The organism is Mycobacterium sp. E2733 (assembly GCF_001667585.1).
Classification (GTDB): Bacteria; Actinomycetota; Actinomycetes; order Mycobacteriales; family Mycobacteriaceae; genus Mycobacterium.
In genome coordinates, this window is record NZ_LZJZ01000083.1 from 127,215 (window position 1) to 152,968 (window position 25,754).

Consider the following 25,754-nt stretch of genomic DNA (forward strand, 5'->3'; position numbering starts at 1 on the left):
AGAGTGGGCGTGACAGACAGGAGCCGGCATGTCTCAATCGCGACCGCAACACGCGGCGCCCAACCCCAACCGGAACATCAAGGCGGTCCGGACCGTACGGTTCTGGGCGGCGCCGCTCGTCATCACGTTGGCCCTGATGTCGGCGTTGTGCGCGCTCTACCTCGGCGGCATCGTCAACCCGATGACCAACCTTCGGCACTTCCCCATCGCCGTGGTGAACGAGGATGCCGGACCGGCGGGCGCGGAGTTGACCGGCCGCTTGGTCAATGGGCTTGACAAGAACAAATTCGACGTCCGCGTACTCACCCGCGACGCAGCCAAGCGCCAGCTGGACACCGGCCACGTGTACGGCTCGGTGCTGATACCGCCGAGCTTCTCGTCGAAGCTGCGGGACCTGGGGACGAGCGCCGTGCTGCCGGGCCATGCGGAACGGCCCGTCATCACGATTTCGACCAACCCGCGGGCCGGCACGCTCGGCTCCAGCATCGCCAGCCAGACCCTGAACATGGCGATGGGTATGGCCAATGGCGAAGTGGGCGAACGGCTTATCGCCGAGGTCAAGGCGCAGACGGGCGGCGCCCCGATCGCCGGGGCCGCGGAGGTGGGCCTTGCCAGTCCGATCGACATCGAGTCGAAGGTGTACAACCCGCTGCCCAACGGCACCGGCAACGGGCTGTCGGCCTTCTACTACGCGCTCTTGCTACTGCTCGCGGGGTTCACCGGCAGCATCGTGGTCAGCACGCTGGTCGATGCGTTACTCGGTTACGTACCGGCCGAATTCGGCCCGGTTTATCGCTTCGCCGAGCAAGTGCGAATTTCACGCTTTCAGACCCTGTTGCTCAAGTGGGCCATCATGGTGCTGCTGGGGCTGCTCACCTCGGCCGTCTACCTGGCGATCGCCCACGGGCTCGGCATGCCCATCGACCTCGGCTGGCAACTCTGGGCCTACGGGGTGTTCGCGATCGCCGCGGTGGGCATCACCTCCAGCTCGCTGCTCTCGGTGCTGGGCACGGGCGGCCTGCTGGTCAGCATGCTGATCTTCGTGATCCTCGGGTTGCCGTCGGCCGGCGCCACCGTCCCGCTGGAGGCGACGCCGCCGTTCTTCCGCTGGCTGGCCGAATTCGAGCCCATGCACCAGGTTTTCCTGGGCGCTCGGTCGCTGCTGTACTTCAAGGGGCACGCGGATACCGGGATATCCCAGGCGCTGATCATGACGTCGATCGGCCTCGTGATCGGCCTGCTGCTGGGCGGCATCATCACCCACCTGTACGACCGCAAGGGGTTCCACCGGATTCCCGGGGCGGTCGAGATGGCGATCGCCATGGAGCACCAGGCCCAGCATCAGGCGCGCCGAAGCAAGCACGAACAGACGAGCGCCGCTGAGCTCGAAAGCTCAAGCGAGGAAACGTAATTCGAACGCCGCCCAAGTGTCATCCGCCCGTTATCTAGATTGACAGTGTGACAGACGTGACAGATGATGTTGGTGTTGCATCCAGACCAGGGCGGAAAGGGCGATCGTGCTGACCCGACGCGCCAGCTTGCGCCGGCTGGTGGCCGGCTGCACCGCCGCGGTTGCGTGGGTCGCCCTGGCGTGCACGACGGGACAGCCGCTCGCGCACGCCGCCGACGGCCGCGACCTGCTGGCCAATGCCATCAACACCACCAAAGGTTCCTACCTGGTCTATAACTTCGGCCCGGGTCACCCCGCGCCGATGCTCAACGCCGGTGGCAGCTGGTATGAGATGAACAACGGCGGCCACCTGATGATCATCAAGAATGCGGCGGGACGGCTCTCGCCCCACCTGCTGGTCGACACCCATCGAGGCGATCAGGCGCGCTGCGAGAACAACCCCGGCGCACGCACCGGCGAGGGGCTCTGGCAGGCATCGGAACTCTATTCCCCGCTGCAGGCGTGGCAACGGATGGGCCAACCGACGATCGCCGTCAACGCCAACTTCTTCGACGTGCGGGGTCAGAAGGCGGGCTCGTGGCGTCAGACCGGTTGCAGTTCACCGCTGGGCGCCTTCGTGGACAACACCCACGGCCAGGGCCGCGCCAATCAGGCCGTCACCGGCACCGTCGCCTACCCCGGCAAGCAGGGCCTGTCGGGCGGCGGCGAAAGCTGGAGCGCCCTGACGACGATGATCCTGCCGTCCGGCGGTGCGCCCTACGTGGTGTGGCCCCGGGCCAAGAACGACTACGACTCCGCGACTCCCGTGGTCCAGGATCTGCTGAACAAGAACGAGCGGTTCGTCGCGGTGTCCGGCATCGGGCTGCTGGCGCCCGGCAACACCGGGCAGCTGCACGACGGCGGACCCAGCGCCGCGCGAACGGCTTTGGCGTACTCGAGGCAAAAAGACGAGATGTACGTCTTCGAGGGCGGCAGCTACACGCCGGACAACATGCAGGACCTGTTCCGCGGGCTGGGCAGCGACAACGCCGTCCTGCTCGACGGGGGCGGGTCGTCGGCCATTGTGTTGCGCCGCGACACCGGCGGCATGTGGGCCGGTGCGGGCTCGCCACGGGGATCCTGCGACACCCGGCAGGTGCTCTGCGATTCGCACGAGCGGGCGCTGCCCAGCTGGCTGGCCTTCAACTAGCCCGGCCCAAGCGGAAGATCAGGAGGCTGGCCGCCACCACCGCCGCCGTCACGGCGAACACCGGCGCCACGACGAATCGTGACATCGTCGCTCCCAGAAAAGCGCCGGCACACATCGTCGCGACGACGCCCAGACGCAATGTTTGACGGTCGCCCGTGCCGCCGGCCAGGCGGCTGTCCAGGCCGAGGCTGACGATCGTCGACGTCAGCACCGTAGTGGACAGCTCCTGGATGCCGAATTGGCGGGCGCTCGAGTGCTGCAGACCGAACGTGACCGCGAGGATGCCGATCAGGATCAGCTTGGTGTTGTCGTGATACCGCAGGGTCCCGGCGCCGGCCAGGATCGCCAACGCCACCAAAAGCGTGATCTCCGTTGCCAATACGGTGGTGATCCAGCTTCGCGTCCGGTCAGCGAAGTGCCGGGATATCCGGCCACTGAGGATCGTGGCGCAGACGAAGGTGGGCAGCGCCACCACGACCGCCGTCAGGTCGATGCTGGTCCTGGGCGCCGGCCAAAAGCCCAGGAAGATCACGTTTCCCGTCATGTTGGCGACGAACACGTGGCCGAGCACCAGGATGCTGATCGAGTCGGCCAGGCCGGTGGCGAAGGTCAACAGCAACAACGCCGCGACGGTCGATCGCTCCGACACCGGCGAAGTAACGGCCATGGGTCGCAGCAGACCGCGCTAGACGTGCGGCGTCAAATCCAGCGACGTGATCGTCGTCATCCTAGTCACCAGCCAGCGGCTCTTCACGCGCTTCAGGAACAGCCGGTAGGACAGGTACTTCAGCGACGGCACGTTCTTGGTCAGCGGGCTGGTGGACGTGGTGTTGGTGTACACGATGACAACTGCATTGGCATCGTCGATCGTCTCGACCGCCGCGCCGGTGACATCGGTGTGGTTGGTGATCTTGGCCTGCTTGTTGGGGGCCACGATGGCGTCGACGAACTTGCGGTACTGCGCCTCGAAATCCCCACTGAGGTAGCGAGAGGCGCGGTCGGCGAGGGTGTCCATGTTCTCCGGCGTGTACGTCCACAGGGTGGTGATCGCGTCGGCCGCGGTCCGCGCCACTTTGAGTTTCGTCGCCGCGGCGGCCCGATCGCTCAGGTACGGCTGCACCGCCGCGCCGGCGAACGCCGCCGAGCCGACGAACAGCAAAGCGGCCACGACGACCGTGATGCCCAGCCGCTTACCGGCCAGCCATTTGCGGCGTTTGCGACCGGCGGGTTGCGCCTCGGCCGCCTCGGCGTCACCGCCGTCCGCGGTGGATTCCGCTGCGGCAGTGGCGTCCTCGTCGGCGGTCGACGACTCGGTGCGCACCTCGGTCGGCGCCTCCTCCGAGGCGGCGCTCCCGTCGGCGGCTAGATCACCTGCTGCAGGTTGCTGATCTTCCACTGATTTCCTTCCTGCGTGGCGGTCGCCGTCCACCGATTGGCGTTCTCCCAAACCTGTTTACCGTCCGGCGATTTGGAGCTGACCGAGGTGGCCACGATGACGGTGACGCTGCCGTCGTCGTTCCATCGCTCCACCCCTGCGTCCAAGACGGTGCCGGTGGCCGGTTCCGCCCGGGCCACCTGCAGCAAGATCTCGTTCGCCTTGTCGCGGTACTCCTTGGCGAAGTCGCCGGTTGCCTGGGAGAGCACCCGCGTCACGTAGTCATTGGCATGGAATGGATCGATGGAGGTGAACTGCGCCATGAAGCCGGTCACGTAGCTGAGCACCTCGCGATTCTTCGACGCGGCGCGCTCGCGGGTTTCATGGTTGACGAGCATCAGGGCGCACACCGTGATCGCGGCCGTCATGACGAGCGCGGCGATGGCGGTGGCCAGCGGCAGGCCCCACGGCCGTGCCCGCGGGACCGGATGCGGGACCAGCAGCGGCTCCTCGCCCGGCTGAAACTTGCGGCGCGGGCTCATTTTCCGCTCCCGGGCGGTTTGGGCTTGGTGAGCACCGTGAGATCGTCGACGAGCCAGCGGCCGCCGCCGTCTTTAACGAAAGCCACCCGAACGGTGGCGGAGATGTAGCGTTCATCGGGCGCCGCGCCGCGCCGCCCCTGCATGAACATCAGCATCGTCGCGCGATTGGGCGACGCGGACTGGATCGCGTGGTCGGTCACCCAGTACTCGTTGATGACCGGCTTGCCCTTCTGTACCACGTCCTGCTGGTCGGCCAGCTGCCTCCGGTATTTGTCGGTCGCCAACGACAGGGCTCGGGCAAAGTCGTCGTGCAACGATTTCGGGTCGTAGGTCAGCATCTGCGCGACGATCTTCGGGCCCTGCGTGTCAAGCTGTGCCCGCGTTTGGTCGGTGGCCCGATCCCGGGAGAACACGGCCCCATAGCTCATCGCCGCACCCGCGAGGCACAATGCCGCCGCACCCAGTACCACCACCGTCGTCCACCGCCGCACGTTGAACGCCGGCTCGGCCGATTCCCGCCGCCGCACTTCGGTACGCAGCAGCATGTCTGCGAAGGTGCGGCGCCCCGAATCCCACAGCGGCCAAAGCCATCCCACCACCGATACGGTGTCGAGCAGGTGTGCCGTATCCCGGAGCAGCAGCCCCCATGGGCCGATCGGTTCGCCATCGCGCCGCACCACCGCAATGCCGAATAGTGCCCGTCCCACGCTCCAGCCGGTGATCGTCGGAAGCAGCAACCGGTTCACCAGCACCAGCAGGACGACGACCCCGATGACCGCGATGGACAGCCACCACCACACGCCGCCGGCGGGCACGGTGAAACAGGCCAGCGCCATCGTCGCCATCGCGGCGATACCGGGCAGCACATCTATGGCGAGCGCGCCGGCGCGAACATGCCAGGGCGCCAACGGTTTCCGCGGGGACTCCTGGACGGCCGTGGCCGGTGGCTTCTCGACCACCACCGTCACTTCGTCACCTGGTCGAGCTTGGCTATCTTGTATTGCCCTTCGGCCTGGGCCATCTTCACCCGCAGGCGGTACCCGGTTTCGTTCTGCGTCTGATCGTTGGCGACCTTGACGCGGACGGCGACGAGCACCTCGACCGAACCATCGGGGTTGTTGCGTTCGACCGCCGCCCGCATGTCGGACACCTGTACGTGAACGTTGGCGGCCTGATACGCCTGAACGAGCATGCTGGTGTAGAGCAGGGCTTGCGACCGGAAGGCGTCGGTGCCGCAGTCGATGATCTTCTGCTCACTCGCCGCCATCGCATTGGTGTCGGGGGCCTGCGTCGCCGAAACGCAGTCGACTGCCGCCTTGAGCGCCGCGGCGTCGTTGCGGGCTATCGCCTGGCTTTCGTGGTGGTAGCGCAAAGCGAAGTATCCGCCGGCGCCGACACCTGCGGCGCAGAGCACGAGCACCGTCGCGATGCCGGCCAACCATCCGCGGCGGCCCAGCCGCGACGGACGACGTCCGGCGACGGCCGCGGGCTCCGCCTCGAATTCGGACGGCTCCTCGGCGGCGGTCTCGGGGCTGGTCTCCTCGGTTGCGGCCTCGGGTTCCGCCGGCTCCGCCGCCGCCACTTCGTCCGTCGCCACGTCGTCCGCCGACGGGTCCTCGGTCGCCGACGGCTCCTCGGTCGTCGCCGCCGCGTCGATCGACCCCGCCCCCTCGGCGCTGGTCTCTTCGGTTGCGTCCTCGGGATCGGCCGAACCCTCGGTCGTCACGTCGGGATTGGTCGGGTCGGCGGCGGCCGCCGGGTCCTCGTTCTTCGGACGCCGTCTGCGCAGACGACGAAACTTCGGCATGGGTGGGGGGTTCAGCCGGCTGGCGCCAGCATCTCCTTCCATCCGTCGTCTCCTGTTCTGGCCGAGTTTTCGACGGAGTATTTAACTCCGTCTGGCCCTACCAGTTGGCCGCTTTGGGGACTATAGACCGCCACGGGAGGCCCGCTGGGGGTATAGACACACGGGTTGGGCTGCTGGCCGTTGCACTGCACGGTACCCGACCCCGGCCGCGACAAGGGGTCACTGGTAGGCGGAGGCGTCCCCGACACCCGGTCCGAGGGTGCCGGGTTCAGGCCGGTGTCGATCGACGGCGCCGGGATCACCTGACCGGGTTTCACCGGCTGGTCACACCGCGCCGCGGGGGCGGGGCAGGTCAAGATCTGGTTGGGGTCGCCGTACCAGGGGTTGGTCCCGGCCGGGACGTATGGATGGGGGTCGCGGCATTCCCGTGGAGTGGCCGCCCGCTTGCCCTCGATGTCCGTACACGGGATATTCCGCGATCCGCGCACGCTGTTGGCCGGGGTGTCCATCGGAATCTTGCAGTACGTGCCGGACGGCAACGGCTGCAAGCTGGTGTCAGCCGGGGACCGCCACTCCGACGCCGGGATGAAGCCGGTCAGACACGGCGGCGGCTGGTTGATCGACAACGCCAGGTCCAGCGCCGCCATGTTCGGGAACGGCGCTGCCACCGTCTGGGCGATCGAGGCGCCCTGCGGCAGGAACACCAAGACCTGCTCCACGCCGGTGTGGTAGCGCTTGAGCAGGTCGAACACCACCTCGAGATTCGCCAGCGTCTGCGGCAACGAATCCCGCACGTCGTTGAATACGTCGTTGACCTGATCGGCCGTCGGCGCCGCCTGGCGCAGAATGCTTTTGACGTGTTGGTCTTCCTGCGCGGACTGCGCGCCCAGCCGGTTCAAATTGCGCGCCCAGCGTTCGATGGCATTGCCCGAATTGACCTGGCTGTCCAGCACGCCGCCCGAGTTTTGAATGATGTCGTTGACGTCGGTGATGTTGGTCTTGAAATCGCCGACGATCGCCTGTGTGGAGTCCACCAGCCGCTGTAGGGCGGGACCCAGCCCACCCACGGATTGCGCCGTCTCGTCGAGCAGTTGGGCGATCTTGTCCTTGGGCAGCACCGCGAGCCCACGGTTGGCCGTGTCCAACGCCGGACCGATCTCGGCGGGCACGGTGCCCTTCGTGATCGTCTGACCGTCCGACAAGAACTTGCCCGGGTTCCCGGTCGACTCCAGGTCCAGGTACTGCTCACCGACGGCCGACACCGAGTGCACGTTGGCCGTCGCGTCGGTCGGGATCTTGTAGCGGCTGTCGATGCTCATCGTCGCTTCGGCGCCGCGCTCGGTCGGTTCCACATCGGTGACCTTGCCGATCGTGATGCCGCGATACGTCACGTTCGCCGTCGGATACAGGCCCCCCGAGGCGGGCAGCTCGGCCTTAAGCGTGTATCGACCGATGCCCACCAGGCTCGGGATCTGCAGGTAGTACACCCCGAGTACGAGCAGCGAGATGACCGTCAGGATCCCGAACGCGACCAACTGGCGTCTGACGAAAGGAGTCAGCAATTCCTGTCCCCCCTTTCCACCAGTGGCCCGCCAGGCGCGTCATTCGGGTTCGGCGTGTAGCGGACGTCGGGGATCATCGTCTCGGGATCACGCCCGAACGACTGCTCGAGCGCGCGCAGGGCCCCCGACAATCCGGTACCGGTGAGGAACGCGTTGTCGACGGAACTGTAGGTCACGTCGAGCGTCAGCGAAATGTTGATGTAGTCGCCGCGGAAGATCTTCGGCACGGTGTCGATGTCGAACGGCTGAGTCAGGATCAGCTTCAGCGCCCCGATCAGATACGGCGCACCCTTGCCCAGCTCCTTGAGCGGGCACTGCAGCGCCTGCAGGTCGGTGTGCAGCGGCCCGCGGGCTTCCGACAGGTACTGGTCGGCGGCCTGGCTGAGTCGTCCCACCGCGTCGACGGCGTTGATCAGCAGGTTCTTGGTGTCGGCGAAATGCTTGATCAGCGGCGGGATGTCGGTGAGCACTCGGTCGAGGACGTCGGCGCGGGCGCCCACGTAGGTGAGCAGCCGGTTGGTCGAGTCGATCGCGTGGGTGATGTCATCGCGCTGCTGGTTGAGCTGGTCGGTGAAAGTGTCCAGCTTGCCGAGAAAGGACCGGATCGCCTCGCCCCGCCCATTGAAGATGTTGTAGACCTCGTTCTGCAGCACCTCCAGGTTGGGGATGCCGCCGCCACGCAGGATCAGCGACAGGCTGGCCAGAGTCTGCTCGGTGGTGGGATACGACGAGGAATTCTTCAGCGGAATGGTGTCGCCGTTCTTGAGCAATTCCTGCGACGGGTTCGGCGGCGCGGCGAGCTCGACGTGCTGGGAACCCAGCAGCGAGGTCTGACCGATCTTGGCGGTGGCGTTCTTGGGCAGCTTGACGCTCTTGTCGACACCCAGCGTCAGGGTGGCGATCCAGTTCTTCAGCTCGATCTTCTTGATCGACCCGACGAAGACGTCGGCGACCATCACCTTGCTGTTGCCGTTGATCGCCAGGGTGTCGGGCACCTGCACGTAGATCGTCATGGCGCCCGAACCGCTGCCCGGGCCACCGGGGATCGCGACGTTCGAGATCCCGCGCCAGCCGCACGAGCTCAGCACCAGCGCGGCCACCAGCAGGACCATCGCCTGCCAGGCCCGCCGGTGGACCAGATTCAGCACGTTCATCACTGGCCGTCGGTTCGGCTTGCTCCTCGCGCGTACCGCGCTCGTCCCGCGCCTCAGTGGCCGTCGGTTCGGCTTGCTCCTCGCGCGTACCGCGCTCGTCCCGCGCCTCACTGGCCACCCCCGTCAGCCGGGACCGCGGGCCCCCCGGCGTTCGGCGCGGGCGCCGCGACCGGCGCCGGCGTCGGGGCGACCGGACCCGGGGCCACGTTCGGCCCGGGTGGCGGCGGCTGGATGGGCACCGGCGCGTTCAGGCCGATCGGCGGAACGATCGGGTTCTCGTCGTAGGCGTTCGGCGGTCCCGGCGGCGTCTGCAGGTTCGACTGGACGGGCGCGATGTTGGGGCCTCCCATGAGCTCGGACAGCGAGTCCGGGGTCATCAAACCCGCGGTGATCGGCCCGACCTGCTGGCCTTGCATCCCGGGCGCGACGATCCAGCCGGGCTGGGTGTTGCGGTGTGACGTCGGGGTGTCCGGGACCCAGATGCCGGGCACGGTGGTGTCCTTGTACCCGTTCGGCGGATGCAGCCGATCTTCCGAGTAGGCAATTTCCTTGGGCAGGGTCTCGGCGGTGCTGAACAGGTTCACGCCGAACGGCAGGTAGTTGAACTTGATGGCATCGAGGATCGGCGCCAGGTATTGCGCGCACAGCTCGGCGGACTCCTGATACCCGAGCCGGCTGCCCGCCTGGATCGAGCTGCAGATGAACTGCATCGGGTTGGCGAAGTTCGTGATCGCCGGGATGGCGACCACCGACCCGTGCGACGGGTGATAGATCTGGTTGATGTTCGCCGCGGCCGTCGGGAGGACGTGCAGCGCGGTCTCCAGCCCGTTCAGCGGGTCCGGCTGCAGGATCGTGTTCGTCACCGTCGCCAGGTTGTTGATGTCGTAGGTCAGCACCTCGCGGTTCTTGTCCAAGAACGGGCGCACGGTGGACAGCAGACCATCGAACTGCTCGATCGCGTTCGCGAGGTCGTGGTCGTTGTGCGCGAGCCGCGTGGTGAAGTCCGCGAGGTTCTCGTTCAGCGCGACGAACTGCTGGTCGTCTTTGTGCAGCGCGTTGACGAACAGCGCCAGGCTCTTCACGACCGCGAAGAAGTCGCCGCGTCCCTCGTTCAGCGCGGTCAACGCCTGCGACAGGTTGGTCAGCGTGGTGTTGAATTCCTTGCCCTTGCCGGCCAGGCCGTTGGCATAGGACTCGATGACCTCACCGAACGGGCCCTTCGGCTGCTCGGGTGTGGGACCCAGCTTGGAGATGATGTTGGTGATGCTGTTGCGCAGCTGGTCCCACTCCACCGGGACCTGCGTGCGCTCCTCGGGGATCACCGCGTTGTCGGCCAGCACCGGGCCGCCCTTGTAGGGCGGCTCCAACTGGATGGCCCGCGACGCCACCAGCGTCGGGTTCAGGATCACCGCGTTGGCGTTGGCGGGGACCCGGTACTTGTTCTCGTAGTGGAAGGTGACCTTCATCTTGTCGCCGACCGGCTCGATCTTGTCGATCGCGCCAACCCGCAACCCCATGATCTGGACCTTGTCGCCCGGGTAGAGCGCGTTCGCCGCCGGGAAGTAGGCCACCACGGTGTTGTTGGTCAGCTTCTGGTAGAGCCGCCAGCCGACGAACCCGACGACCAGGGCCAGCACGATCACCAGCGACCCGAGGATGACGGTCGCCCGGGTCAGCTTCGGTAGCCGGATGTTCCGGATATCAAAGGCGGTGCTCAATTCTGGCTACCTCCCCCGGCAGCGCCGCTGCCTCCCGCTCCGCCCGGGTTGATGAAGGGCGCCGGCAGTTGGGCGCCGGGTCCCGGTGGCGCCGGCGGTCCCGGCGGGAAGCCGGGCGCGAACGTCGACGGCGGTGGTGTCGGTCCGGCCGGCGCGAGGTTCTCGGTGCGCGCGCCCGGCGGCGCCTGCGCCGGCAACGGCACGGGCGTGCCCGGGACGTCCGGCGGCGGGTCGCCCGGCCGGCCGGCGATCGGAATGCCCGGCGTCGGCGGGAGACCGTTGGGGTTCGGCGGCGAGGTCAGCACGTCGACCGGTGCCGGGAAGCCCGGGCCGCCGAACGGTCCGATGGCCCCACCGGCGCACGGCAGCGGATTCCACGGCCGCGGCAGACCCTCGTCACCGACGGTTACGTTGCCGCCGGGGTTGGCCGGCGTGTAGGAGCATGGCGACCCGGGCGGAACGGCCGGCCCCGGGTGCTCCGGCGTGCCCTCCAGCACCGGGGGCGCCGGCGGCGGTGCGCCGTTGGGCAATCGGGTGCCGTTGGGGTCAGGCCACCGGAATTCGGGCAGACCGGCGCTGCGCCAGAAGTTCTCCGGGTCGATGCCGCGCTTCTTGAACGCGGCGTCGACCCACGGCTGAATGATCTGGTACAGCGCGAGGTTGTGCAGGACCACCTTGAAGAAGGGGCCCGAGGCGATGGCCTCGTTCAAGGACGGCAGGAACTTGCCGACCTCGGTGAGCCCCGCGGCGACGTCGTCCTTGCGCTCCTTCAAGATGTCGCTGACCTGACGCAACTGTTCGAGGACGTGGTTGAGGTTCGGGTTGTCGTTGATAAAGCCCTTGACCTGTTCGGAGAAGGCGGCGACGTTGGCCAACAACGCGTTGATGGCCTGGCCGCGTTCGTTGAAGGCGGCCAGCAGCGTCTTCGTGTTGACCAGCAGGCGATCGATCTGCTCGCTGCGGTCGCCGAGGACGCTGGCCACCTGGTTCGCCTGGGCGAGCAAATGCTTGACCTGCTCGTCACGCTTTCCGATCGTGTCGGAGAACTTGGCGACGCCGTCGAGCGCGGCGCTCAGGTGGGGGTAAGTCTGGTCGATGGTCTGCGACAGCACGTGCAGCGATTCCTTGACCGTGTCGATGTTCCAGCCCTGGGCCGCCTTGGTGACGTCGAAGAACGCGTCGTAGATCTGGTAGGGCGTCGTGCTTTGACCGATCGGCAACGAGTCTCCGGGCCTCAGTTTCTGATTGCCTCGGGCCTCGACGTCCAGGATCTTCTTCCCGAGGATGGTGTCGGTCTTGATCGCCAGCCGGCTCTCGGTGCCGATGGTTGCGGTGCCGAGATTGAATTTGACCAAGATGTGGTCGCCCTCGATATTGAGCGCCTCGACCTTGCCGACGTCCACGCCGGTGATCCGCACCTTGTCGCCGACACCGATACCCCCGGTGTCGCTGAATTGGCCGTAGTAGTGCGGTTTGGCCATCAGCATGGGCACGCTGGTAAAGCTTTGACCGACGCCGATGACGAGCAGGGTCACGATGATGCCCATCAGCCCGATGCGAACCCGGTTTTCCGGTTCCAGTGTTCTCATTGCGGCGTGCACCTACCCGTCGGCTGCTGGAAGAGCCGGACCGTGCGGACCGGGCCGCCGGCCTGCAACCCGTTGATCTTGAGTGTGATGTCGCAGGCGTAGAAGTTCACGAAGTCGCCGTATGAGCCGATGGCGCGCCCGATCATGTTCAACGCGGTGGGCACCTTCTTGAGGAAGTCGTTCAGCTGTTCGCGCTGGTCGATCAGCGGCTGCTGGACCGCGTCCAGATAGTTGAGGGTGCTGTGCAGCAGGCCGCGATCCTCCGCGAGCAGATCGGCGACCGTCCCGGCCGCGTTGCTGATGTGCGCCGTGCCGCCCGCGAGCTGGTCACCGTGGTCCTTCAGCCCGGTGATGAGCACCTCGAGGTTGTTGACCGTCTGGTCGAACTGCTGTCGGTGGCGAACCGTGGTGTCCAGGACGATGTTCAGGTTCTTGATGACCTCGCCGATCGCCTGGTCCCGCTCACCGAGCTGATTGGTCAGCTGCGCGGTCTGGTCGAGGATGTCGTTGATGGTGCCGCCCTGACCCTGGAACACGGTGATGAGGGAGGTCGCGATGGTGTTCACCTTCTGCGGGTCCAGCGCCCGGAACAGCGGTTTGAAACCACCGATCAGGGCGTCGAGGTCGAGCGCCGGCGAGGTTCGCGACGTGGGGATGAAGCCGCCCGGCGGCAGGACCTTCTGGGCGCCCTCACCTTCGCCGCGCTTGAGCTCCAGGTAGCGGTTACCGATCAGGTCGAGGTACCGGATCTGCGCGGTCGTCGACTGGTACAGCGGGACCGAGCGGTCGACGTTGAACTCGACCCGCGCCCGCTTGCCGCCGTCGACGACCTTCACGGATTTGACCTTGCCGATCTCCACGCCCGAGGCGCGGACGAATTGGCCCTCCCGCAGCCCGCTGACGTTGGTGAACTCCGCCGAGTAGCCGTTCGTCCGGTCAAACCGCATCTGACCGAATACGACGACGATCATCACAGTAAAGACCAGCAGCACGAACGAGAAGATGCTGAGCCTGACGATGGTTCCGGTGATTTTCATGGGTTGATCGTGTTATCCCCTACTTGGCGGCCCCAGACGTACTCGATGGCGTACGGGGAACCGGTGTCGAGGTGGTTGTACGGCGCGAGGCTGTTGCCGCTGTCTATCACCAATTCCGGTGCGGGCCAGAGGTCGTGGGTGATCTGCTGCCAGCAACCGGGGGCACCCCCCGGCCCGCCGCGCGCGTTCACCCGCGGCAGGTTTTCGGGGTAGGTGTACGGGTTCGGCGCGCCGCCGACGAGCCCGGCGAGCCCACCGACCAGGCTGGCGAGGGTGACCACCGCCGACACGGGGTTGGCCAGCAACCCGAGCCCCGACAGCGCCTCGGTGTGGGCGTTCAGCGAGTAGCCGTTGCCGCCCAGGAACGAGGATGCCTTGGGCTCGATGTCGTGGTAGTTGCGCACCGTGCAGAACAGCTCTGGGCTGTAGGTGTCCAGCAGCTGGGCCGTGGGCACCAGGTCCTGAGCGCCGCGCGCCAGGTACGGGCCGCCCCTGTTGAAGATGTCGGCGCCGGTGTTGCCGAACCCGGCCGCCGACAGCAGCGCCTGGTCCAGGTCCTTCTGCTGCGCGTTGATGGTGCGCGCGGTGATCACCGCGTTGTTCAGGAAGTCGATCAGGTCCGGAGCCGCGTTGGCGTAGACGTCGCCCAGCCCGGCGAGCTGCTGAATGTCGTGACGCGCCTGCGGCATCTGCGGGTTGACGTCATCGAGGATCGCGTTGGCGTTGACCACCGACTGGCCGAACTTGTCGCCCAGCCCGGTCAGCGCCTGGGCGGCCGCACTCAGCGTCAGGTTCAGCTTGACCGGATCCACCTTCTCCGCGATCGAGGTGACGGTCTGGAACAAGGTGTTGATTTCCGTGGTCACCGACCGGGCGTCGATCACCGTGTGCGGGTTGAGCCTCTGCGGCGACGGGTTTTTCGGCGTCGTCAACGAGACGTACTTGCCGCCGAACACCGTGGTCGCCTTGATGTCGGCGTTCACGTTGGCCGGGATCAGCTTCAGATACCGGGGGTAGACGTCCAGGGTGAATTTCGCGGCCGGCTTGCCGTCGCGCACGGTCTCGGAGATGTTGGCCACCCGGCCGATCTCCACCCCGTTGTAGGTGACCTTCGAGCCCGGATCCATCACCAGCCCGGCCCGCGACGCCAGCATCGTCAGCTTCGTCTTCGGTGTGAAGTCACCCCGGAACTGCCCGTAGATCAGGACCAGGGCCACTAGGGCAATGACCAACGCGGCGATGCCGGCCAGCTTGTACGGCGGCTTCCGGGGGGCATTGGTCTGAATCGGTGGGGCCATGGCGGTTACACCGTGAGCGCGAAGTTGGGGTTGACGCCATAGAGCGCCAACGCGGCGGCTAGAACGACGACTTGCACCGACACCAGCGAGAAACGCATCGATCGGCCGACGGCCTCCCCGACGCCGACGGGTCCGCCGCCGGCGTTGTATCCGTAGAAGCAGTGGGTGATCATCACGACCGCCGTGATGATGATGGCCTCGAGGAACGACCAGAACACGTCGTCGGGACGCAGGAACGTCCGGAAGTAGTGCTCGTAGGTTCCGTTCGACTGGCCGTAGAGCACCGTCGTGGTGATCTGCGGCGACAGGAACGACATGATCATGGCCAGCGAGTAGAGCGGGATGATGACGACCAGACCGGCCATGATCCGGGTGGTCGCCAGGAACGAGATCGACTTGATCCCCATGACTTCCAGGGCGTCGATCTCTTCGCTGATGCGCATGGCGCCCAGCTCGGCGGTCGCGCCCGCGCCGACGGTTGCGGCCATCGCGATGCCGGTGACGACCGGGGCGGCGATGCGCACGTTGATCAATGCGGCGAAGAAGCCGGTGAACGCCTCGACCCCGATGTTGCCGAGCGAGGCAAAACCCTGAATCGCGACCAGGGAGCTACCGGACAGCGTCACGAAGCCGACGATCGCGACGGTGCCGCCGACGACGGCCATGGCGCCGGTGCCCATCCCGATCTGGGCGATCAGCCGCAACGTCTCCTTGCGGTAATTGCGCAGCGCGTGCGGGATGTGCCCGAGGGCCACCACACCGAACCAGGCCATCTGGCCGACGTCGTCGACGCCGCGGGCCGCGGCACCGCCGTAGCGGTTGAGGTTTTCGGCTGCCCGGGGGAAGCGGGCGCGCAATACGGCAGATGTCGACATGTCAGTGGCCCGTCCCGAATCGGACGCCGATGGTCGTCAGCACCACGTTCACCGCGTACAGGGCGACGACGCAGAGCACGACGGTCTCGTTGACCGCGGTGCCGAGCCCCTTGGAGCCGCCGCGCACCGTCAGCCCGCGGTAGCAGCCGACCAGCCCTGCGATGAGGCCGAACATGGCGGCCTTGACGGTCGCGATGACCACCTCGGGCAGGCCGGTGATCGTGGTCAGGGTGGCGAGGTAGGCGCCGCCCGAGACGTTTTGCAGGTAGACCCCGAACAGGTAGCCCCCGACCAGGCCCACGGTGATCACCAGGCCGTTGAGCAGAGTGGCGACCAGGGTCGCGGCGATCACCCGGGGAACCACCAGCCGGTGGATGGGGTCGATGCCGAGCACCTCCATCGCGTCGATCTCCTCGCGGATGGTGCGGGCACCGAGGTCCGCGCAGATCGCCGTCGATCCGGCGCCGGCGACCACCAGCACCGTGGTGAGCGGGCCGAGCTGGGTGACGGCGCCGATCGCCGCACCGGCGCCGGACAGGTCGGCGGCGCCGAACTGGGCCAGCAGCACGTTGAGCGTGAAGATCAGCAGCACGGTCAGCGGGATCGACACGAAGATGGTCGGCAGGAAGGCCACGCGCATGATGAACCAGCACTGCAAGACGAATTCGCGCCACTGGAACGGCCAGCGGAACAGCGCCCTCCCGGTGAGGACGCACATCCGGAAGAACCCGCCGATGAGCGTCAGCGGCGTCTGCAGTTGGTCGCGCACGTAGCCGACGAGGTAGGGGCCCCGTCGACTCGCCGACGTTGAAGTCACCGCTGCCCCCTCCAGCCGATACCGCGAGCCTCAGGGCGCCGCGGCGGATCGTGTAGCACGTCTCGCCCCCTCGCCGCTGTGCGGCCGGGGGTGCCCCCACCTTGCCGCGACCCAACGTGTGTGACCATGGGCTCCCTACTGGCAAGTAGTAACGGAGACCACAGGAATGTACCCGATGGCCATGCACGTGTGAACTGCATCTGCACAATTAACCCTTCGTCAACAACGGGCAAACGTTACAGTTTCTGTCAGCCTTCCTCTCCGGCGGTCAAACCTTCTGTCATGGAACGGTTTTCGTTGATCGTTGCGGTGCCGTAACGGATCCGTAGCTCAGTCTTGAGTACCTTGCCGGCGGGGTTGCGCGGCAGGGCGTCCACGATCTCGAGCGCCTTGGGGTGCTTGTACCGCGCGAGACGATCGCCCAGAAATTCGGCCAACTCCTCGAGCAGCAGCTGCTCGCCGGCAACCGCCGCGACGGCGATCGGCACCTCGCCCCACTTGTCGTGGAAGCGCCCGATGACCGCGACTTCGACGATGCTGGGATGGCTGGCCAGCACGTTCTCCACCTCGGCGCAGTAGATGTTCTCGCCGCCGGAGATGATCATGTCCTTCTTGCGGTCGACCACCCAGACGTAGCCGTCGGCGTCCATCCGGACCAGGTCTCCGGAATGAAACCAACCGCCCGCGAACGCCTCCGCGGTGGCCTCCGGGTTGTTCCAGTAACCGCTCATCAAAGTCGGTGCGCGATAGACGATCTCACCGACCTCGCCGACCGGTACGTCGTTCATGTTTTCGTCGACCACGCGTGCGGCCACGGTCGGGATCACCTTGCCGACCGATCCACGTTTGCGGATCGCGTCTTCGCCCAGCAGCATGCAGGTGACCGGCGACATCTCGGTCTGGCCGAACGCGGCCAGGATCTGGGTGCCGGGGAACGTCGCCGACATCTCACGCAGCAGCGCATCGGGTGCCGGCGCCGCCCCCCACGACATCACCCGCAGCCTCAGGTCGCGGGGCCGCGCTTGTTGCTCGGCGCAGACGGCCTGCCACTGCGCGGGCACCAGGAACAGACCGGTGACCTTCTCCTCGGCCAGCACGTCGAGCAGTTGCCCGGGCTCGAAGGCGCCGAGCGGGTAGATCACCGTGGGGGTGCCGAGCAGCATCCCGGTCAGCATGTTGCCGATGCCGGCGATGTGGAAGAACGGGACGCCGACGAAACCGACGTCGCTGTTGAGGTCCGCGCCGTTGGTGTACAGCCCCGTCATGGTCTGGCCGGTCAGGTTGGTGTGGGTCAGCACGGCACCCTTCGGGCGGCCGGTGGTGCCTGAGGTGTACATGATCAACGCCGGCGAATCGTTCGGAACGTCGACGGGCTCGTGCGAAGCGCCGGGCTCGTTGATCAGGTCTTCATAGCCGAGCACGCTGTCGTCGCCTGCTCCACCGGCCACGACGATCGTGCCCAGCAGGGGCTCGACGTCGCGAACCCCGGTGGCAACCGGGGCGAGCACCGATTCGGTGATCATCACGCGGGCTTCGCAGTCCTGCACCAGGAAGGCGATCTCGGCGGCGGTGAGGCGGAAGTTCAGCGGAACGGCGATCCCGCCGAGCATGTTGACCGCTAGCACAGACTCGACGAATTCGGTGCGGTTGAGCATCAGGACCATGACCCGATCGCCGAAGCCGACTCCCCGACGGCTCAACGCATCGGCCAGCGCCGCCACCCGGCGCCGTAGTTCGCCCCACGTCACGGTCTTCCCGAGGAACCGCAGCGCCGTCGCGCCCGGCTGCATCAGGGCATGCCGTTCGAGCTGGTTCACCCAGTTCTGTCGCCGGGCCAGGTACGGCTGCTCGGTTCCCTGCGTCAGATGGCTCGCTAATTGCGCGGTCAACCCCGCCCTTCCCTTCACTCGCGCACCGCTTGCGCCAGGTTGATATTTGATAAAACATGGTGTTGTCTGGGTCACATTATGGCCTTAACGCCCAGCTGACAACCCCCGAGAGAAGTTTCAAACCAACCTCCGCGACGCCCCGAAAGCCCTGGCAGCCCCCGTGAACGCACCGATATCCACACGACTGAGGCGCCGAGGGCCCCTGCGCCGGGCGCAGCTGTCGGACGAGGTTGCGGGCCACCTGCGTGCGGCGATCATGTCCGGGGCCCTGCGGCCGGGAACGTTCATTCGCCTCGATGAGACCGCCGCCGAACTCGGCGTCAGCGTCACGCCGGTGCGCGAAGCCCTGCTGAAGCTGCGCGGTGAGGGCATGGTGCAGCTCGAACCGCACCGCGGCCACGTCGTGCTTCCGCTCACGCGCCAAGACGTCGAGGACATCTTCTGGTTGCAGGCGACCATCGCCAAGGAGCTGGCGGCCGCGGCCACCGATCACATCACCGACGCCCAAATCAACGAGCTGGAACGCATCAACGAGACGCTCACCGCGGCCGTCGGATCCAGCGATGCCGAGACCATCGCGGGCATCGAGTTCGCGTTCCATCGGGTCTTCAATCAGGCGAGCGGGCGGATCAAGTTGGCCTGGTTCCTGCTCAACGCCGCGCGCTACATGCCGGTGCTGATGTATGCCGCCGATCAGCAGTGGGGCACGGCCGCAGTCGACAATCACCGGCAGCTGATCGCAGCGCTGCGCCGGCGCGACGCCGCCGCGGTGATCGAACACACCGTGTGGCAATTCACCGATGCCGCCGCCCGGCTGACCGAGATGCGGGACCGCACGGGCATCTTCGATTAGCCGCCGGCCAGCTGCTCGGCGCGCCGCTTGAGGCTTTCGGCAAGGTGGTCGAGGACGTTGTTGAGGAGCTGCTTCACCATCGGCGCCGGGACCGGCATCGAGGTCTCGACGTCGAGGTCCACCGTCAGCAGGCTCGAAGCGCCCATCTCCACGACGCTGAACAGCTGCTCCTGCTTGGTGAAGAGGTCACCCTGCTGCAGCACGGTCTGGATCTGGTTTTCCCCCGGGTAGTACACGGCCTGGATGAACATGCTCTGCATGCCTTGGTAATCGGTGTCGAGCCGGAGCTGGCTGGGGCGCCCGTCGTCGTACCGGGCGAGCACCCAGAGGCCCTTGATCTCCTCGTTCCACTGGGGGTAAGCCTCGAAGTCGGCGACGATGGCCATGATCAAGGCGGCGTCGGCGCTGATCTCGACGGTCTTGCTCATTACGGGCATTGGCGAAGCATAGCCGGGCGGGCGACGCGGTCCGGCAGTGCTGCCCGGCTGCGGTTTTGCACGAAAGCCCCGGTCCTGCGGGCATTCTCGGGTTTATCGGTCCACGCGCGCCGTCGACAGCAGTGAGCGGACGGCGTCGGGAATCTCGATCGGCTTGCGAGTGGACCGGTCGACGTAGACGTGTACCCAATGGCCCACCGCGGTGATGGGCTGCGCCCGTTCGCCGTTCGCCGCAAGAAACACGCCGAGCCGGTACGTAACGCTGCTGCGGCCCAGCCGCGTCACCGCCAGCCCCACCGCGAGGCCCTCGGGGAAATGCAGTTCCGAGAAGTACCGGCAGCCCGACTCGGCGACGATGCCCAGCGCCGGCGTGGTGAGCGGGTCCAGCCCGGTGCTGGTGTTGATCCAGGCGTTGATGGCGGTGTCGAACAATTGGTAGTACACGGCGTTGTTCAGGTGGCCGAACATGTCGTTGTCGGCCCACCGGGTGCCCACCGGCCACAGCACGGGAAAGTCGTCACTGGTGAGCCCCTCCGGGACCGGCGGTACCGCCGGAGCCGGCGAGGCCGGGGGTTCCGAAGCCATGGTTGTATTCCAACATGGTTCAGATTCGGGGGGCCGTGCTGGACCGGATCGGTCTGCCCCGCCCGTACGCCGATTCCCGGCCAATCCGCGTCGTCGATCTCGACCTGGACCCGCCGGGCAGCGATGAGGTGATGATCCGCATCGAGGCGGCCGGCGTGTGCCACTCCGACCTGTCGGTGGTCGACGGCAACCGGGTGCGGCCGGTACCGATGCTGCTCGGTCACGAGGCGGCCGGAATCGTTGAGCAGGTTGGTTACGGGGTGTCTGACCTCGCCATCGGTCAGCGGGTGGTGCTGGTGTTCCTGCCGCGGTGCGGTCATTGCGCGGCGTGCGCGACCCAGGGGCTGACCCCGTGCGAGCCGGGCAGCGCGGCCAACGCCGCCGGGACGTTGTTGGACGGCGACATCCGGCTCCACCAAGCCGGCCATCGGGTGTATCACCACCTCGGGGTTTCGGGCTTCGCGACGCACGCGGTGGTCAACCGGGCCAGCGTGGTTCCGGTGCCGTCCGACGTGCCGCCCGAAGTCGCCGCGCTGCTGGGGTGCGCCGTGCTGACCGGTGGGGGTGCCGTGCTCAACGTCGGCGATCCGCAGCCGGGCGAGACGGTGGCCGTTGTCGGCCTGGGCGGTGTCGGCATGGCGGCGGTGCTCACCGCGCTCACCTACGAAGGCGTGCGCGTCGTCGCGGTCGACCAATTGCCCGACAAGTTGACCGCCGCCCGCGCCCACGGTGCGCACGAGGCGTACACGCCGCAGCAGGCCGCCGACGCTCGGGTGAAGGCTGCCGTGGTCATCGAGGCCGTCGGTCATCCCGCCGCGCTCGAGACGGCCATCGACCTGACCGCGCCGGGCGGCCGCACCATCACCGTCGGGCTGCCACCGCCGGATGCGCGAATCACCGTGTCGCCGTTGGGCTTCGTGGCCGAGGGGCGCTCACTGATCGGCAGTTACCTCGGTTCGGCGGTGCCCAGCCGCGACATCCCCCGGTTCGTCGCGCTCTGGCAATCGGGGCGGCTGCCGGTGGAATCGCTGGTGTCGTCGTCGATCCGGTTGGATGAGATCAACGAGGCGATGGACAACCTGGCCGACGGCACCGCCGTGCGGCAGCTCATCAGGTTCGACTAGCCGCTATCTCGGGTGCAGGGGCGCGACGGGTTCCACCGCCGCGTCCGGCAGACGGTGTTCTTCGATGTAGTCCCAACGGATTTCGTAGCCGAGTCCGGCGGGCTGTGCTCGGCGATCCGCACGCCCCGCGCGTGGGTCTGTTCCGCCGCGGCGCGACGGCGCTCGTTGAACGGGGCGCGGGTGAGTTGGATTGAGCTGAAGGAAAAATCGGTCCGGGTGGTCGCGACAGCACGCAGTTCCGGGTCGAGCCGTTCGGCTCCGCCCAATTCGGTCATCCGGGTCCACTGTCCGACAGCGTCAGTGCGCCGACATCGTCTTCCCGACCGAAAATGGTGAAGTTCCGAAACCCATTTCAGGACAGCAAAATCCCGACGGTCGAGCCGCCGGGCCCGGCGCCGATGATGCCGATCGTGGGGCCGCTCATCGGATCTGCACGCATTGGCCACCGTCGACGACCAACTCGGCACCGGTGATGAACGATGCCTCCTCGGAGGCCAGGAACGCGACGGCATCGGCGATCTCGCGCGGTTGGCCGATCCGCCCGAAGGCCGACGACGCGGCGAGTCGCAGCTGGGTGGCGTCATCGAGCATCGGGGTGGCAACCGGCCCGGGGAACACGGCGTTGACCCGGATGCTGAAGGGCGCCAGTTCGGCGGCGGCGTTTTGGGTCAGGCCGCGAAGCGCCCACTTCGCCGAACTGTATGCGGCATGGTGCGGGAACGCGCGGATCGCTCCGGTGCTGCAGATGTTGACGATGGCGGCGTGCTGCGCCGCGCGCAGGTGCTCCAGCGTCGCATGAATGCCGAGGAAAGCGCCGAAACAATTGACCCGCCAAGAATTGGCGAATCCGTCGGCCGTCTCGTTGGCCAACGAGGCCCGGTGCAGCACGCCGGCGTTGTTCACCAGCGTGGTCAGTGCCCCGAATCGACCGATCACGGTGTGCACGGCCGACTCCCACGCCGATTCGGAGGTCACGTCGAGTTCGATCGCCATCACCCTGTCATCGCCGAATTCATCGACCAAAGCGGTCAGCTCGTCGGCGCGTCGGTCGCACGCGGCCACCGAATACCCTTCCGTGCGCAGCCGTTTGGCGATAGCCCAGCCCTGTCCGCCCGCACCGCCGGTCACCAATGCGACGCGTTGAGTCATGATGACGTGACCTCCGGGGAGTCGGACAGGCCGCGGCTCGTGACGAACTGGCAGCGCCGACGCCGGAAACGCCACTGCCCGTCGGTGCGGATCAACTCGTCGTCGTAGAGGGCTGGGCGCAGGTGCAGGTCGCCCGCCCGGACGAACAACACCTGCGACCGGGCCGTCGCGGTGTGGTCGTCGACGGCGATTCGGGAGACCCCGGTCAGGTGCAGTCCGCGCGGGGCATCGCGGAACATTCGCCCGATGCCGTCGTGGCCGGCGAATGTCCGCCCATAGACCAGGAATTCGGCGTCCTCGGCGAAAAAGGCCAGGCACTCGTCGACGTCTCCCGCGTCGAGCGCGAGGGCGTAGCCGGCGATGAGCTCCCGGATCGCGGCCCGGTCATCCGTCATGTTTCGCCTCGCGCAGGTGTTCGGCGGCTCCCCGCCGCAGCGCGTGCGCTTCGGCCGTCAGGGTGATCATCGAAAGCCCCAGCTTCGCCATGGCGCGGCCCGTCTTGCCGTCGCCGGCGTGAATGCCGGTCACCAATCCGGCGTCGGTGGCCGCTCGGTGGATTCGCACGATGGCATCCAGGACGGCCGGAGCCTTGGTTGCGCCAACCACGTCCACACCCAGTGACAGGGCCAGGTCGGCGGGGCCGACGTACAGCCCGGCGAGTCCGTCGACCGCGCAGATCTCGTCGAGACCGGACAGCGCCGCGGCCGTCTCGATCATCGCGAACACGCTCACCCGGGATTCCAGCGCGGCGGTGTCGCGGCCCAGGCTGGCGCGCAGCGGGCCGAAGCTGCGAATGCCCGCGGGCTGGTACCGGGTGGCGGCCACGGCCGCGGCGGCCTGGTCCGCCGATTCGATCATGGCGATGACGACCGCGTCGGCTCCGGCGTCCAGCACGCGCCCGATCGGGGCAGCGTCGGCGTTGGGCAGCCGCACCACGGTGCCGATGGGCAGGTGTTCGATCCGGCGCAGGATCCCGGCGATGCCGGCGTCGTCGAGGTAGCCGTGTTGGGCGTCGAAACCCACGTAGTCGTAACCGGCCCCGGCGAATTCCTCGGGCCCGAGCAGCGTCGGCCCGGTGATCCAGCCGCCCCACAGCGGGCCGCCGCGGCTCAATGCGCGCTGCAACGCGCTCTGTGAATTGTCGGCCACGCTCACTGTCCGATCGCGATCTTGATGCGTTCGGGCACCGGACGGCAGGCCAACTCGAACGCGCCCTGCACGTCGTCGATCCCGAAGGTGTGCGTCAGGTAAATGGCGAGCAGCTCGGGATGTTCGGCGGCGAACTTCCCCGCCAGCTCCAGCATCCGCCGGCGGTCCAGTGTCACACCGGATTTCAGCGTCAGGTTGTTGCGCAACATGGCGCGCATGTTGATGGGATAGGCGTCGTCGTCGGCGACCCCGAAGTAGAAGACGGTGCCGCCGGGCGCGGTCGCGTCGATGGCGTGACCCAGCGTGGCGACCTGGTGACCGACGGCCTCGATGACGACGTCGGCGCGGTCGCCGGGCGCAAGCTGGCTCACCCAGCGGTCGCTGGTGGCGCGCACCGGGTCGTCGACCCCGAATCCGGTTGCCAGACTTGACCGGTCGACGGGATCGACTCCGGTGACGCGCCGCGCGCCGGCCGCCTTGGCGACGTAGGAGAACAACAGGCCGATGGAGCCCTGGCCGATGATCGCCACGTGCCTGCCGGCCAGATCCGGCAGCTGCTCGAGGGCGTAGAGGACGCATGCCAGTGGTTGCAGACCAACGGCCTGCGCCGGGGTCAGCGCGGGGTCGTAGGGCGCCAGGCCGTCGCCATTGCTGACCACGCGCTCCATCATGCCGTCGAACCCGGACGCCCAGCCGACCACGAGGTCGCCCGCATGGTGCTCGGGATGCTGGCTGGCGATCACCTCCCCGGCGACTTCGTGGATGGGGAAGCCGTCCTTTTCGGCGGCGCTGGTTCCGTCGTCACCCGGAAGGCGACCGCGGGCGCCGCGAAAGGCAGGCAAATCGCTGCCGCAGACACCGGCGGCCATGAACCGCAACAACACCTGGTCCTCGGCGAGGCACTCGGGCGTCTTCTCTGGAATCGTTGTCCGCTCGAACAGGTAGGGGGCGACGATCCGGTAGGACCACACGTCAGACCTCCACCGGGATGTTGTTCCATCCCCATTGGAAGCTGGAGGGCAGCCGCTTGGCGCCCTCGGCTTCGATCGCGTAGTCGGGCACGCGGCGCAGCCATTCCTGCAGCAGCACAGCGACTTCCAGCCTAGCTAGGTGGTAGCCGATGCAGAAGTGTTGACCGCGGCCGAAGGCCAGCGAGCGACGGATGGGCCTGTCCCAGACGAATTCGTCGGGTTCAGGGTATTCCCGCTCGTCGCGGTTGGCCGAGGCGAGCAGGGTGATGACGCGCTGTCCGGGCCGGATGGTCTCGCCGTGAATGGTGAAGGGCTTCCGGGCGGTTCGGGCGAACCACTGCGCCGGCGCGCAGAACCGGATCATCTCCTCGCGCGCGATCGGCACGTTGTTTCCGGGGTCGGCGCGCACCGCGGCGAGCTGGTCGGGCCGCCGGTCGAGCTCCCAGAGTCCGTGGGCGACGATCTTGGGCACCGTCTCGGTGCCGCCGATGAAGATGCAGAGCATCTGCGTCGCGACTTCGACGTCATCGAGCGGGCTGCCGTCGGGCAGGCGGTAGCCGAGCAAGCCGTCCACGACGGCGAGCGGTCCCCCCGACTGGTCGGCGCGGCGGCGCCGCACCACCGGCAGCAGGTATTCGAAATAGTTGGGCCGCGATTCGGCGGTGTCCACCCCGACGCCGGGCTCGGCGAGGCTACCGGCGTTGACCGCAGCCAGCACTTGAGGCGCGAGATCTACTGAGATGCCCAGTAGTTCGCATACTACGGACGCCACCACGATACCGCCATAGTCCTGGGTCAGGTCGAACGAACCGCGGGGCAGCAGCTCATCGAGACGCTCGTTGGCCAGCTCGCGGATTCTGGTCTCCCAGCCGGTGACGGCCCGGGGGCGCAGCGGCTGGGAGTGCGCGCGCCGGATCTCGGCGTACAGATCCGTGTCGAAAACCGCGTGGAATGGCAGCGGGTGCAGGGGCGGGTCGTCGACCGGGCCGGTGTTGCGCTTGGCCAGAACCGACGCCGCCGGCAGGGTCCCTTCCGACGCGACGAACGTCCCGTCGTTGACTTCCAGCACCTGCCAGATGTCCTCGAAGCGGGACAACGCGAAGGTGTCCCACTGCGGCATGTAGTACACGGGATGGTGGTCGCGCAGCATTCGGTAATACGGCAGGGGATTCGCCATCACCTGCGCGTCGAAGGGGTCGTAGGCGAAGTTCACGGCCTCGTGC

25 protein-coding genes and 1 pseudogene are annotated in these 25,754 nt (G+C 67.2%); 4 read left to right on the forward strand and 22 right to left on the reverse strand.

Annotation, left to right across the window (positions count from 1 at the left end):
- The first annotated feature begins 28 nt into the window (after positions 1–28).
- Positions 29–1,411 (forward strand): YhgE/Pip domain-containing protein, encoded by a 1,383-nt coding sequence (locus A5678_RS14015; protein WP_068043246.1) that lies wholly within the window; start codon positions 29–31, stop codon positions 1,409–1,411.
- Positions 1,412–1,490: 79 nt separating this feature from the next.
- Positions 1,491–2,600, forward strand: a complete 1,110-nt coding sequence (locus tag A5678_RS14020; RefSeq protein ID WP_156746918.1) for a phosphodiester glycosidase family protein — start codon at positions 1,491–1,493, stop codon at positions 2,598–2,600.
- Here A5678_RS14020 and A5678_RS14025 read toward each other — a convergent pair.
- From A5678_RS14025 to fadD5, 14 genes are all read right to left on the reverse strand, one after another.
- A complete protein-coding gene (locus A5678_RS14025) occupies positions 2,593–3,267 on the reverse strand; it encodes a YoaK family protein (protein WP_068043250.1) in 675 nt (224 codons plus the stop codon). The genes A5678_RS14020 and A5678_RS14025 overlap by 8 nt on opposite strands.
- Positions 3,268–3,285: 18 nt before the next feature.
- Positions 3,286–3,921, reverse strand: coding sequence for an Mce protein (locus A5678_RS14030; RefSeq protein ID WP_231983673.1), 636 nt, complete (start codon positions 3,919–3,921; stop codon positions 3,286–3,288).
- 41 nt (positions 3,922–3,962) lie between these two features.
- Positions 3,963–4,517 carry a mammalian cell entry protein gene (locus A5678_RS14035; RefSeq protein ID WP_068043252.1) on the reverse strand — a complete coding sequence of 185 codons (555 nt, stop codon included), beginning with the start codon at positions 4,515–4,517 and terminating at the stop codon, positions 3,963–3,965.
- Positions 4,514–5,485: an RDD family protein gene (locus A5678_RS14040; protein ID WP_068043253.1), complete on the reverse strand. Its 972-nt coding sequence runs from the start codon at positions 5,483–5,485 to the stop codon at positions 4,514–4,516. Before A5678_RS14040 ends, A5678_RS14035 begins: the two co-directional genes overlap by 4 nt.
- Positions 5,482–5,973 (reverse strand): Mce protein, encoded by a 492-nt coding sequence (locus tag A5678_RS27930; RefSeq protein WP_156746921.1) that lies wholly within the window; start codon positions 5,971–5,973, stop codon positions 5,482–5,484. The genes A5678_RS14040 and A5678_RS27930 overlap by 4 nt, the downstream gene beginning before the upstream one ends.
- Before the next feature lie 362 nt (positions 5,974–6,335).
- A complete protein-coding gene (locus A5678_RS14050; protein WP_068043256.1) occupies positions 6,336–7,886 on the reverse strand; it encodes a virulence factor Mce family protein in 1,551 nt (516 codons plus the stop codon).
- Positions 7,880–9,043: a virulence factor Mce family protein gene (locus A5678_RS14055; protein ID WP_197502141.1), complete on the reverse strand. Its 1,164-nt coding sequence runs from the start codon at positions 9,041–9,043 to the stop codon at positions 7,880–7,882. The genes A5678_RS14050 and A5678_RS14055 overlap by 7 nt, the downstream gene beginning before the upstream one ends.
- A gap of 104 nt (positions 9,044–9,147) precedes the next feature.
- The gene (locus A5678_RS14060; protein WP_068043259.1) at positions 9,148–10,758 is read right to left on the reverse strand and encodes a virulence factor Mce family protein; all 1,611 of its coding nucleotides are present in this window, start codon (positions 10,756–10,758) and stop codon (positions 9,148–9,150) included.
- Positions 10,755–12,347 (reverse strand): virulence factor Mce family protein, encoded by a 1,593-nt coding sequence (locus A5678_RS14065; RefSeq protein ID WP_068043260.1) that lies wholly within the window; start codon positions 12,345–12,347, stop codon positions 10,755–10,757. The genes A5678_RS14060 and A5678_RS14065 overlap by 4 nt, the downstream gene beginning before the upstream one ends.
- A complete protein-coding gene (locus A5678_RS14070) occupies positions 12,344–13,384 on the reverse strand; it encodes a virulence factor Mce family protein (protein WP_068043262.1) in 1,041 nt (346 codons plus the stop codon). Before A5678_RS14070 ends, A5678_RS14065 begins: the two co-directional genes overlap by 4 nt.
- On the reverse strand, positions 13,381–14,682 hold the full coding sequence (locus tag A5678_RS14075) for an MCE family protein (protein ID WP_068043263.1): 1,302 nt from the start codon (positions 14,680–14,682) through the stop codon (positions 13,381–13,383). Before A5678_RS14075 ends, A5678_RS14070 begins: the two co-directional genes overlap by 4 nt.
- Before the next feature lie 5 nt (positions 14,683–14,687).
- The gene (locus A5678_RS14080) at positions 14,688–15,557 is read right to left on the reverse strand and encodes an ABC transporter permease (protein WP_068043265.1); all 870 of its coding nucleotides are present in this window, start codon (positions 15,555–15,557) and stop codon (positions 14,688–14,690) included.
- A 1-nt stretch (position 15,558) separates the two neighbouring features.
- Positions 15,559–16,374 (reverse strand): ABC transporter permease, encoded by an 816-nt coding sequence (locus A5678_RS14085; protein ID WP_068043267.1) that lies wholly within the window; start codon positions 16,372–16,374, stop codon positions 15,559–15,561.
- 248 nt (positions 16,375–16,622) lie between these two features.
- Positions 16,623–18,263 (reverse strand): fatty-acid--CoA ligase FadD5, encoded by a 1,641-nt coding sequence (fadD5, locus tag A5678_RS14090; protein ID WP_068043268.1) that lies wholly within the window; start codon positions 18,261–18,263, stop codon positions 16,623–16,625.
- Positions 18,264–18,423: 160 nt separating this feature from the next.
- Between fadD5 and A5678_RS14095 the strand changes: the two genes are divergently transcribed.
- A complete protein-coding gene (locus A5678_RS14095; RefSeq protein ID WP_068043270.1) occupies positions 18,424–19,116 on the forward strand; it encodes a GntR family transcriptional regulator in 693 nt (230 codons plus the stop codon).
- Here A5678_RS14095 and A5678_RS14100 read toward each other — a convergent pair.
- Both A5678_RS14100 and A5678_RS14105 read right to left on the reverse strand, forming a co-directional pair.
- A complete protein-coding gene (locus A5678_RS14100) occupies positions 19,113–19,553 on the reverse strand; it encodes an SRPBCC family protein (protein WP_068043271.1) in 441 nt (146 codons plus the stop codon). The genes A5678_RS14095 and A5678_RS14100 overlap by 4 nt on opposite strands.
- A gap of 93 nt (positions 19,554–19,646) precedes the next feature.
- Entirely contained in the window at positions 19,647–20,021 is a 375-nt protein-coding gene (locus A5678_RS14105; RefSeq protein ID WP_231983674.1) for a thioesterase family protein, read from the reverse strand.
- A 131-nt stretch (positions 20,022–20,152) separates the two neighbouring features.
- Here A5678_RS14105 and A5678_RS14110 point away from each other — a divergent pair, with 131 nt between their 5' ends.
- The gene (locus A5678_RS14110; RefSeq protein WP_068043603.1) at positions 20,153–21,262 is read left to right on the forward strand and encodes an alcohol dehydrogenase catalytic domain-containing protein; all 1,110 of its coding nucleotides are present in this window, start codon (positions 20,153–20,155) and stop codon (positions 21,260–21,262) included.
- A gap of 113 nt (positions 21,263–21,375) precedes the next feature.
- Here A5678_RS14110 and A5678_RS28345 read toward each other — a convergent pair.
- The 6 genes and pseudogenes from A5678_RS28345 to A5678_RS14140 form a co-directional block, all read right to left on the reverse strand.
- Positions 21,376–21,537 (reverse strand): annotated as a pseudogene (locus A5678_RS28345) (alpha/beta hydrolase); the annotation flags it as partial.
- 145 nt (positions 21,538–21,682) lie between these two features.
- Positions 21,683–22,411: an SDR family NAD(P)-dependent oxidoreductase gene (locus A5678_RS14120; RefSeq protein ID WP_068043276.1), complete on the reverse strand. Its 729-nt coding sequence runs from the start codon at positions 22,409–22,411 to the stop codon at positions 21,683–21,685.
- Positions 22,408–22,806, reverse strand: a complete 399-nt coding sequence (locus A5678_RS14125) for a nuclear transport factor 2 family protein (protein ID WP_068043278.1) — start codon at positions 22,804–22,806, stop codon at positions 22,408–22,410. Before A5678_RS14125 ends, A5678_RS14120 begins: the two co-directional genes overlap by 4 nt.
- Positions 22,796–23,560: an HpcH/HpaI aldolase/citrate lyase family protein gene (locus A5678_RS14130; RefSeq protein ID WP_068043605.1), complete on the reverse strand. Its 765-nt coding sequence runs from the start codon at positions 23,558–23,560 to the stop codon at positions 22,796–22,798. Before A5678_RS14130 ends, A5678_RS14125 begins: the two co-directional genes overlap by 11 nt.
- A gap of 2 nt (positions 23,561–23,562) precedes the next feature.
- Positions 23,563–24,531: a zinc-binding dehydrogenase gene (locus A5678_RS14135; RefSeq protein WP_068043280.1), complete on the reverse strand. Its 969-nt coding sequence runs from the start codon at positions 24,529–24,531 to the stop codon at positions 23,563–23,565.
- A gap of 1 nt (position 24,532) precedes the next feature.
- Positions 24,533–25,744: a cytochrome P450 gene (locus A5678_RS14140; protein ID WP_068043607.1), complete on the reverse strand. Its 1,212-nt coding sequence runs from the start codon at positions 25,742–25,744 to the stop codon at positions 24,533–24,535.
- Positions 25,745–25,754: the final 10 nt, after the last annotated feature.